At 65.1% G+C, this 9928-nt stretch carries 8 protein-coding genes; 6 read left to right on the plus strand and 2 right to left on the minus strand.

What is annotated here, in order from left to right; all coding sequences use genetic code 11:
- Positions 1-18 precede the first annotated feature (18 nt).
- Complete coding sequence (gene purH / locus GGD66_RS35180; RefSeq protein ID WP_092251288.1) at positions 19-1611, plus strand: bifunctional phosphoribosylaminoimidazolecarboxamide formyltransferase/IMP cyclohydrolase; 1593 nt, start codon at positions 19-21, stop codon at positions 1609-1611.
- 114 nt (positions 1612-1725) lie between these two features.
- Here purH and GGD66_RS35185 read toward each other — a convergent pair whose 3' ends face one another.
- Positions 1726-3111 (minus strand): MFS transporter, encoded by a 1386-nt coding sequence (locus GGD66_RS35185; RefSeq protein WP_183261254.1) that lies wholly within the window; start codon positions 3109-3111, stop codon positions 1726-1728.
- Positions 3112-3211: 100 nt separating this feature from the next.
- On the opposite strand from GGD66_RS35185, the gene ggt reads away from it, so the two are divergent.
- Positions 3212-4963, plus strand: coding sequence for a gamma-glutamyltransferase (ggt, locus tag GGD66_RS35190; RefSeq protein ID WP_183261257.1), 1752 nt, complete (start codon positions 3212-3214; stop codon positions 4961-4963).
- Positions 4964-5098: 135 nt separating this feature from the next.
- Here the strand turns inward: ggt and GGD66_RS35195 are convergent, their stop codons facing one another.
- Entirely contained in the window at positions 5099-5764 is a 666-nt protein-coding gene (locus GGD66_RS35195; RefSeq protein ID WP_018323586.1) for a glutathione S-transferase family protein, read from the minus strand.
- Between the two features lie 165 nt (positions 5765-5929).
- On the opposite strand from GGD66_RS35195, the gene GGD66_RS35200 reads away from it, so the two are divergent.
- The 4 genes from GGD66_RS35200 (at position 5930) to panE (ending at position 9718) form a co-directional block, all read left to right on the plus strand.
- Positions 5930-6526 (plus strand): DUF2239 family protein, encoded by a 597-nt coding sequence (locus tag GGD66_RS35200; protein ID WP_183261259.1) that lies wholly within the window; start codon positions 5930-5932, stop codon positions 6524-6526.
- Between the two features lie 84 nt (positions 6527-6610).
- Complete coding sequence (locus GGD66_RS35205) at positions 6611-7960, plus strand: MATE family efflux transporter (protein WP_183261261.1); 1350 nt, start codon at positions 6611-6613, stop codon at positions 7958-7960.
- Between the two features lie 103 nt (positions 7961-8063).
- Positions 8064-8672, plus strand: coding sequence for a 2-hydroxychromene-2-carboxylate isomerase (locus tag GGD66_RS35210; RefSeq protein ID WP_026202951.1), 609 nt, complete (start codon positions 8064-8066; stop codon positions 8670-8672).
- 122 nt (positions 8673-8794) lie between these two features.
- Entirely contained in the window at positions 8795-9718 is a 924-nt protein-coding gene (panE, locus tag GGD66_RS35215; RefSeq protein WP_092251894.1) for a 2-dehydropantoate 2-reductase, read from the plus strand.
- The last annotated feature ends 210 nt before the right edge of the window (positions 9719-9928 follow it).

The raw sequence follows: 9928 nt of genomic DNA on the forward strand, positions 1-9928 counted from the left end.
CGACAGAGGATCTTGCTCATGACTGACCATCCCCGCCGCGTCACCCGCGCGCTTCTTTCCGTCTCCGACAAAACCGGCCTGATCGAATTCGCAAAGGCGCTCGCCGCCCATGATGTCGAGCTGGTTTCGACCGGCGGCACGGCAAAAGCGATCGCCGCGGCCGGCCTCAAGGTGAAGGACGTCTCCGACCTCACCGGCTTCCCCGAGATGATGGACGGTCGCGTCAAGACCTTGCATCCGAAGGTGCATGGCGGCCTGCTCGCGATCCGCGACAATAAGGAGCACGCGGACGCGATGAAGGCGCACGGCATCGCGCCGATCGATCTTCTCGTCGTCAATCTCTATCCGTTCGAGGCGACCGTCGACAAAGGCGCCGGCTTCGAGGATTGCATCGAGAATATCGACATTGGCGGCCCCGCGATGATCCGCGCCGCCGCGAAGAACCATGATGACGTCGCCGTTGTCGTCGAGGCAGATGACTACAAGGCCGTGCTCGACGAGCTCGCCGCCAACAAGGGCGCGACCACGCTGAAACTGCGGCGGCGGCTTGCCGCGAAGGCCTATGCGCGCACCGGCGCTTACGATGCCGCGATCTCGAACTGGTTCAATCGCCAGCTCGAGATCGACGCGCCCGACTTCCGTGCCTTCGGCGGCAAGTTGATTCAGTCGCTGCGCTACGGCGAGAACCCGCACCAGACCGCGGCCTTCTACGCGACCCCCGACAAGCGCCCGGGCGTCTCCACCGCACGGCAGCTCCAGGGCAAGGAGCTCTCCTACAACAACATCAACGACACTGACGCCGCCTATGAATGCATCGGTGAGTTCGACGCCAGACGCACCGCCGCCTGCGTCATCGTCAAGCACGCCAACCCCTGCGGCGTCGCGGAGGGATCGAACCTCGTCGACGCCTATCGCAAGGCGCTGGCCTGCGATTCCACCTCGGCCTTCGGCGGCATCATCGCGATGAATCGTCCGCTGGACGCAGATACGGCCCGCGAGATCACAAAGATCTTCACCGAGGTGATCATCGCGCCCGACGCCACCGAGGAGGCGATCGCCATCATCGGCGGCAAGAAGAACCTCCGCCTCCTGCTCGCCGGCAGCCTGCCCGATCCGCGCGCGCCTGGCATCACCGCCAAGACGGTCGCCGGCGGCCTGCTGGTGCAGAGCCGCGACAACGCCGTGGTCGACGACATGACGTTCAAGATCGTGACCAAGCGCGCGCCGACCGACGCTGAAATGCGTGACCTCAAGTTTGCGTTCCGGGTCGCAAAACACGTCAAGTCCAACACCATCATCTACGCCAAGGATCTCGCCACCGTCGGCATCGGCGCCGGCCAGATGAGCCGGGTGGATTCGGCGCGGATCGCCGCGCGCAAGGCCCAGGATGCGGCGAGCGAGCTGAAGCTCGCTGAGCCGCTCACCAAGGGCTCGGTGGTGGCGTCAGATGCGTTCTTCCCCTTCGCCGACGGCATGCTCGCCTGCATCGAGGCCGGCGCCACCGCGGTGGTGCAGCCCGGCGGCTCGATGCGCGACGACGAGGTGATCAAGGCCGCCGACGAGCACGGCATCGCCATGGTATTCACGGGCACGCGGCACTTCCGGCACTGAGGCTTCACCACAAGCGTAGCCCGGATGGAGCGCAGCGCAATCCGGGTCAGCGCCTCTACGGAAACAGGTTTCCCGGATTGCGCTGCGCTTCATCCGGGCTACGAAGGCCCGCGGCTAATCCCGCACCCGCATCAACAGCCCCAGCCCAGCGACGAAGAACACCACCAGCACGGCCATGCCGGCCTTCTGACTCGCGGTCACCGCCGTGATCATGCCGATCAGCAACGGTCCGATGAAGGACGTCACCTTTCCGGTCAGCGCGAACAGGCCGAAATACTGCGCGATGCGGTCCTTCGGAGCGAGGTGAATCAGCAGCGTGCGTGAGGCCGCCTGGAGGGGGCCACCGGCCGCACCGATGAAGCAGCCCAGCACGAGATAGGCGCGCTCGGCCGCGCTCGAGAACAAGGGAGCGTCTGCTTGCGGCGGCGCGACCTTGATGAACAACACACTGTCCTTGTCGACCAGGAGAATCGCCGCCACGGACAGCAGCAGCACGAGCAAGCTGCCGGCGATGACGCGCTTCGGCCCGAGACGATCATCCAGCTTGCCGCCGAACCATGCGCCAAATGCGCCGGCAATCGCGAGCATGATGCCGAAGGTGCCGATCTGGATGGTGTGCCAGCCGAAGGTGCCCGCGGCATAGATGCCGCCAAAGGCGAACAGCGACACCAGACCATCCGTATAGATCATATTGGCGAGCAGAAATGCCGCCAGCGATCTCTGTTGCGGCAAGCCTCTGATCGATTGCCTCAGCTCCCACAGCCCCTCGCGCAACGCCTCGCGCACCGGGCGCTTCGCCGGATAATCCGGCGTGAACAGGAACAGCGGTGTCACGAAGACGATGAACCACAACCCGGTCAGCGGCCCCACGATGCGATCGCCTTGATGGCTGACCGGATCGAGCCCGAACAGCGGCGTGAAGCCCAGCAATGTGCGGCCGGTCTGCGGGTTGGCCGCGAGGAAGCCGAGCACGATGATCAGGCTGACGATCCCGCCGACATAGCCGGTGGCCCAGCCGGTGCCGGAGAGCCGTCCGATCCGCTCCGGCGGCACCAGCGTCGGCATCATCGCATTGTTGAAGAGGGTGGCGAATTCCGCGCCAACGCTGGCGAGCGCGACTGCGGTGAGCAGGGGCGGAATGATGGAGGGATCGCCGGGCTTGCCGATCCACAGCGTGCAGGATGCCGCCACCAGCAGCGCACCGAACCCCGCGATCCACGGCTTCCGGCGGCCCGAGGCGTCCGCGATGGCCCCCAGCACCGGCGACATCAACGCGATCGCAAGGCCCGCGGCCGCCATCGCAAATCCCCACAGCGATTGGCCGGTGGCGGGGTTCGGCGCAATGCTGGTGGCGAAATAGGGCGCGAACACGAAGGTCGTGATCAGCGTGAAATAAGGCTGCGCGGCCCAGTCGAAGAAAATCCAGCTGACGACGGCGGCGCGCGGCGGATAGGTCCGCGCCACGCCGGCCATGCGCACATCCGGGGCGATCGTCGTCATCGCGCAGTCCTCATCACGAACAGTTTTGCCTCTCTTGGGGCAAACCGTATAGCATTGCAGCGAGGCATGTGAACTGGTTCGAAGCCACGGCGGAAGCTTGATGATGTCGTCATATTCGACAAGGCGGACATTTTTCGCCTTCATAGCCGCCCTGGCGTTTGGTCTGTCACCGGCAGCCGCCCAGGATGCGCGACGGGCCTATGTCCCAGCCGCGCCTGACACGGTACGCGCCGTCGCCGCCGAGCACGGCATGGTCGTCGCGCAGGAGAAGATATCCGCGCAGATCGGTGCCGATATCCTGCGGAGCGGTGGCAATGCGGTCGATGCCGCGGTCGCGACCGGCTTTGCAATGGCCGTGACCTATCCGCGTGCCGGCAATATCGGCGGCGGCGGCTTCATGGTGATCCATTCCGCGGACCGCAACGAAGACATCACGATCGATTACCGCGAGACGGCGCCGGCGGCGACCACGCCGCAAATCTTCCTCGGCGCCGACGGCAAGCCCGATATTGCGAAGTCACGGGATTCCGCGCTCGGCGTCGGCGTCCCCGGCACGGTTGCCGGTCTTTCCCTCGCGCTGGAAAAATACGGCTCCGGCCAGTTCACGCTGGCGCAATTGCTCGCGCCCGCCATCGCGCTGGCCCGCGACGGCTTCGTCGTCGGTGACGACATGGCCGACACGATGCCGGCCTGGCACCGGCGGCTGGCTCGCTGGCCGTCTTCGGCCAAAATCTTCTCGAGGCCCGACGGCACGCCGATCGGTGAAGGCGACAGGCTGGTGCAGGGCGATCTCGCTGAAACGCTGTCGGCCATCGCGGCACAGGGGCCACGCGGCTTCTATGAGGGACCGGTCGCGGAAAAGCTCGCCAAGTCCGTGACGGACGCCGGCGGCATCATGACGCCCGCCGATTTGAAGGCCTATCAGGCCGTGATCCGCGCGCCGGTGCGCGGCACCTATCGCGGCTATGACATCGTGTCGATGCCGCTGCCTTCGTCGGGCGGCGTCGTGCTGGTGGAGACGCTCAACATCCTCGAGGGCTTTCAGCTTGCCGATCTGAAGCAGGGATCGCCGGCATCGCTGCATCTTCTGATCGAGGCGATGAAGCGCGCCTATGCGGATCGCGCGCGCTATCTCGGCGACCCCGCCTTCGTCAACGCACCGATCGAGACGCTCGTCGCGAAGGACTACGCCGCCAAGCTGCGCGCCGGCATCTCCGCCGAACGTGCCACGCCGTCGAAGGAGCTCGTTTCCGCGGCTCCCTCGTCGCGCGAGGGCAGCAACACCACGCATTTCTCCGTCGTCGATGGACGCGGCAATGCCGTCAGCAACACCTATACGCTGAACTTCAGCTACGGCGTGGGCCTCGTTGCCGACGGCACCGGCGTGCTGCTCAACAACGAGCTCGACGATTTCACCGCCGCAATCGGCGCCTCCAATGCCTACGGTCTCGTCGGCTTCGAGGCCAATCTGCCGGGCCCCGGCAAGCGGCCGCTGTCCTCGATGTCACCGACCATCGTGCTGAAGGACGGCAAGCCGGTGCTGGTGACGGGCTCGCCCGGCGGCAGCCGCATCATTTCAAGCGTGTTGCAGGTCGTCGTCAACGTGCTCGACTACAAGATGGATGTTGCGGCCGCCGTCGCAGCGCCACGGCTGCATCACCAATGGTTGCCCGATGAAGTGCGTGTCGAGCGCGGCTTTCCCAGCGATGTTCTGGATAAGCTGAAGGCGATGGGCCACGTCATCGTCGAGCCGATGGGGCAGACGTCGGCCAACTCGATTGTCGTGACACCCAACGGACCGCTCGGCGCGCCCGATCCGCGCACGCGGGGCGCAGAAGCTGCGGGGCAGTAACAACGTCGTCTGCATGGCACGGGAGCGCGGATCCGCTAGCTCTCGCTGTCACGCGTGCTATCGCGACATGAACACGCCGGAGCGACGGACGTACTGGGCCTACGCGGCGGGCTAGGCGCTCGACGGCATGACTAACTACCGTCCCACCTGGTATGGCCCGCCCTTTTCAAGCGCGCGCGCATAGGCCGGGCGCGCGTGGATGCGCTCGAGAAACGCCATCGCCTTGGGATGGCCCTGCTCGAGCCCGCCGCGCGCTTGCGCCGCTTCCAGCGGAAAGCTCATCTGGATGTCGGCTGCGGTGAATTCGTTGCCGGCAAACCATTCGCTCTTGCCGAGCTCGCCTTCCCAGTAATCCATGTGCTGCTTGAGCTGCGGATTGACCAGCGTGGTGAGCGCCTGGTTCGAGACCTTGCGCACCAGCGGACGAAGCAGCGCAGGCGCGCGCTTCGGCATCAGCGTGAACAGCAGCTTCAGCAGCAGCGGCTGCATCGCAGATCCCTCGGCATAATGCAGCCAATAGGTGAAGCGCAGCCGCTCCGGCGTGTTCGGCGGCGGAATCAGCCGGCCGTTGCCATAGGTCGCGATGAGATATTCGATGATCGCGCCGGACTCGGCGATGGTGTTGCCGTTGTCGGTGATGACGGGCGACTTGCCGAGCGGATGAATGGCGCGCAGCTCCATCGGCGCGCGCATGTCCGGCTGGCGCTGATAGCGCACGATCTCGTAGGGCACGCCCAACTCTTCGAGCAGCCACAGCACGCGCTGCGAGCGGGAATTGTTGAGGTGGTGAACGGTCAGCATTGGCGAGGTCCCCGGGGCTAGGCGTGGTGGCTAGGCGTGGTCGGTCGGCGGCGCCGTTCGTGCCAGCCCGAGATCACAATGTCGAGCCATCAGGACGGATATTTTCACCCGGGTATATTGACGTCGATAATTTACCCGGGTATTAAATGGCCCAACGTCGTCAAAATGGCAATGATTCCAATGCAGAAGATTTTCACCGCCTTCCAGGGGCAGCACCGCCTGGTGTCCGGGCCGGCAGGCGAGGTCGCGCTGGTCGTCAAGCGGGTGGCGACGCGGCCGGACGAGCCCATCATCATCTTCGAGGACGGCACGGGTCGATCGATCGACTTCGATCTGCGCGGCGGGGATCGCGAGGTCCTGGCGCGGTTGGCGAAGCTTGTGCCGCCGCCGGTCGAGGAGAGCACGCCGCCGAGCGAGCCGCGCGGGCGCGGGCGGCCGAAGCTCGGCGTGGTCGCGCGCGAGGTGACGTTGCTGCCGCGACACTGGGAGTGGCTCAACGCACAAGCGGGCGGCGCCTCGGTCGCGCTGCGCAAGCTCGTCGATGAGGCCAGGCGCGCGAGCGGCGACAAGGACCGCGAACGGCAGGCGCGCGATGCGGCCTATCACTTCATGTCGACCATGGCGGGCAACCTGCCGCAGTTCGAGGAAGCCTCGCGCGCGCTGTTTGCCGATGACCGGCGACGCTTCACCGGACTGATCGCGGACTGGCCGACCGATATCCGCGACCACATCGTCAAGCTCGCCTACAGCGACCGCGCTTAAGGCGCTCTGTCTCGCGTTCCCATCGACGGCCGAGCCGCGCATTGCGCGGCAACGGCTTCGCACGCCCTGATGAAAGGCCAATCCATGTCTGCCCCCAAGCCGCTCTGGACGACATTCCTCCGCTTCCTCGCACCCTTGATGCTGAGCAACGCGCTGCAATCGCTGTTCGGCACCGTCAGCAACGTCTATCTCGGCCAGATGATCGGCATTGATGCGCTCGCAGCTGCCTCGACGTTCTTCCCGGTGATGTTCTTCCTGTTCGCCTTCGTCATGGGGCTGAGCACCGGCGCGACCGTGCTGATCGGCCAGGCCTTTGGCGCGGGCGAGCATGGCCGGATCAAGAGCGTCGTAGGCACGACGCTCGCGATCGGCCTTCTGCTTTCAATCTCAGTGGCGCTGATCGGCGGGCTCTTCAGCCGTCAGCTGATGATGGCGCTCGCCACGCCCGCGGACATTCTCGACCAGGCCAGCGCGTATGCGCAGATTATGCTGCTGACGATGCCGCTCGGCTTCGTCTTCCTGCTGATGACGGCGATGATCCGCGGGGTCGGCGACGCGCTGACGCCGCTGCTGGCGCTGGCGTTGTCGACCGCGATCGGCCTGATCCTGACACCGTTGTTGATCCGTGGGTCGTTCGGACTGCCGGCGGCCGGCATCACCAGCCCGGCGTGGGCGGCGGCGATATCGAACGCGCTCACGCTGATCGTGCTGGCGTTCTATCTGCTGCGAAAGAAACACGCGCTCGCGCCGGACGCGGCGCTGCTGCGTCACCTGCGACTCAACCGCGCCATGCTCGGAAAGATTCTCGGCATCGGATTGCCGAGCGCCATCGGCATGGTGGTGATGGCGATCGCAGAGCTGGTCTTGCTCGGCCTCGTCAACGGGTTTGGATCGGACGCCACTGCGGCCTATGGCGCCGTCAACCAGGTGATGGGCTACACGCAGTTCACGGCGATGTCGATTTCGATCGCGGTCTCGATCCTCGGCGCGCAGGCTGTCGGCAGCGGCGACAGGGCCCGGCTCGACGGCATTGTGCGGACCGGGCTCGCTTTCAACCTCGTTTTGACCGGCGGGCTCGTGGCGCTGATCTATCTCGCGCCGCGCGCGATCCTCGGCATCTTCATCACCGATGCCGCCGTGGTCGATCTGGCAAGAGGCCTGCTCGACATCGCCCTGTGGAGCTCGGTGCCGTTTGGCCTCGCCACAGTGTTCTCAGGTGCCATGCGCGCGGCCGGCGTCGCATTGACGCCCATGCTGCTCTCGATCTTCGCGATCCTCGCGATCGAGCTGCCGGCCGCGGTGATCCTGAGCCACACGATCGGCCTTGCGGGCGTGTGGGCCGCCTATCCCATCGTGTTCTGCGCCATGTTCGTTTTGCAGATGGGCTATTACCTCCTGGTCTGGCGCAAGCGGGCGATCCGGCGGCTGGTCTGATTCCCAAAGTATTATGCTCATCATTAAACGGTAGACCCGCAGGGCACGCTGCGTCACAATGCGGGAAAAGCCAGATCAAAAAAGTTAGGTCACGGAGAACGATTTGCCCCGCACAGCCCCGCAGTTCCTGTTCGATTTCGGCAGCCCGAATGCCTATCTCAGCCACCTCGCGATCCCCGCGATCGAGCAGCGCATCGGCGTCAAGTTCGAATACGTCCCGATTCTGCTCGGAGGCATCTTCAAGTCGACCAACAACAAGTCTCCCGCCGAGACGCTCGCGGGCATCAAGAACAAGCGTGAATTCCAGCAGGTCGAGACCGAGCGCTTCATCAAGCGCTTCCATGTCCAGCCCTATGTCTGGAATCCGCATTTCCCCGTCAACACGCTGAACCTGATGCGCACGGCGATCGCCGCTCAGCTCGAGGGCGTGTTCGAAAGATACGTCGAGGCGGCCTTCCACCACATGTGGCGCGAGCCGAAGAAGATGGACGATCCCGAGATCGCGGCGAAGGCGCTGGCGTCCTCCGGCCTCGATGCCCAGAAGCTATTTGCCCGTGCCGGAGAGCCCGAGGTGAAGGGCAGGCTGATCAAGAACACCGAGGAAGCGGTCGCCCGGGGCGCGTTCGGCTCGCCGACCTTCTTCGTCGGCAACGAGATGTTCTTCGGCAAGGAGCAGCTGCGCGAGGTCGAGGAGATGGTGCTCGGGACCTAGCCGCTCATTCTCCGGCGACAGAATGTGATCGCCGCAACATTCTGGACTGCTTCGCTTCGCTCGCAATGACGATTATAAGTGGCCGCCAACAGCAATAATCAAGAGCAACAATGGAGTATCCCATGCGTATCCTCGTGGTCGGCGCCGGCGCCATTGGCGGCTATTTTGGTGGCAGGCTGTTGCAGGCCGGCCGCGACGTCACCTTCCTGGTCCGGCCGCGCCGCGCCGGCGAGCTCGCAAGCGCCGGCCTCGTCATCAAGAGCCCGAACGGCGACGTGACCTTGAAGAATCCGCCGACCGTGCAGGCCGACGCGCTCAAGGACAAGTTCAACGTCGTGCTCTTGAGCTGCAAGGCATTCGATCTCGACGACGCCATCAAATCGTTTGCGCCGGCGGTCGGATCTGACACGGCGATCATCCCGATGCTCAACGGCATGAAGCATCTCGATATCCTCGATGCCAAATTCGGCAAGGAGCGCGTGCTCGGCGGCCTCTGCGCCATCGCGGCGACCCTGAACGAGAAGCGCGAGGTGGTGCAGCTCCAACCGATGCAGTCGCTGAACTACGGCGAGCGCGACGGAAAGCTGTCAGATCGCGTCAAGGCGATCGACGAGGCCTTCAAGAGCGGCATCACCGGCGCCGCCGCCAGCCAGAACATCATGCAGGACATGTGGGAGAAGTGGGTGTTCCTGTCCTCGCTTGCGGCCTCCACCAGCCTGATGCGCACCTCTGTCGGCAACATCCTCGCCGCGCCCGGCGGTCGCGATTTCCTGCTCGGCATGCTGGACGAGACCACCGCCATCGCCACCGCGTCGGGCTATACGCCGGGCGGGCCGTTCTTCGAGCGGGTGAAGGGCAACCTCACCGCCGAGGGCTCGCCGATGACGGCCTCGATGTTCCGCGACATCAAGGCGGGGCTGTCGGTCGAAGCCGATCACGTCATCGGTGATCTCATCGCGCGCGCCGATGCCGCCAAGGTGCCGGTGCCCAAGCTGCGCATCGCCTACACGCATTTGAAGGCCTATGAGAAGCAGCGGGCGGGGTAGGTCGCAGGCACACACTCCGCTGTCGTCCCGGGGCGCGCTAAGCGCGAACCCGGGACCCACCAGACGGAGCAGTGTGACGCGACCCTCCCACTCCGACTCTTCCCAAAAACAGCATCCTGTGGTGATGGGGTGGACGGCCCCCTACGGCATCAGTGTGCCAGAATGAGGTTGTCACACACCCATTCACAGGAGCCGTCCGTGAGCCAGATT

The sequence above is a fragment of the Bradyrhizobium sp. CIR48 genome (genome assembly GCF_014198315.1).
Classification (GTDB): domain Bacteria; phylum Pseudomonadota; class Alphaproteobacteria; order Rhizobiales; family Xanthobacteraceae; genus Bradyrhizobium.

Coding starts and splice junctions, on each gene's coding strand:
- purH (WP_092251288.1), top strand. CDS start 19: ATGACTGACCATCCCCGCCGCGTCACCCGCGCGCTTCTTTCCGTCTCC.
- GGD66_RS35185 (WP_183261254.1), bottom strand. CDS start 3,111: ATGACGACGATCGCCCCGGATGTGCGCATGGCCGGCGTGGCGCGGACC.
- ggt (WP_183261257.1), top strand. CDS start 3,212: ATGATGTCGTCATATTCGACAAGGCGGACATTTTTCGCCTTCATAGCC.
- GGD66_RS35195 (WP_018323586.1), bottom strand. CDS start 5,764: ATGCTGACCGTTCACCACCTCAACAATTCCCGCTCGCAGCGCGTGCTG.
- GGD66_RS35200 (WP_183261259.1), top strand. CDS start 5,930: ATGGCAATGATTCCAATGCAGAAGATTTTCACCGCCTTCCAGGGGCAG.
- GGD66_RS35205 (WP_183261261.1), top strand. CDS start 6,611: ATGTCTGCCCCCAAGCCGCTCTGGACGACATTCCTCCGCTTCCTCGCA.
- panE (WP_092251894.1), top strand. CDS start 8,795: ATGCGTATCCTCGTGGTCGGCGCCGGCGCCATTGGCGGCTATTTTGGT.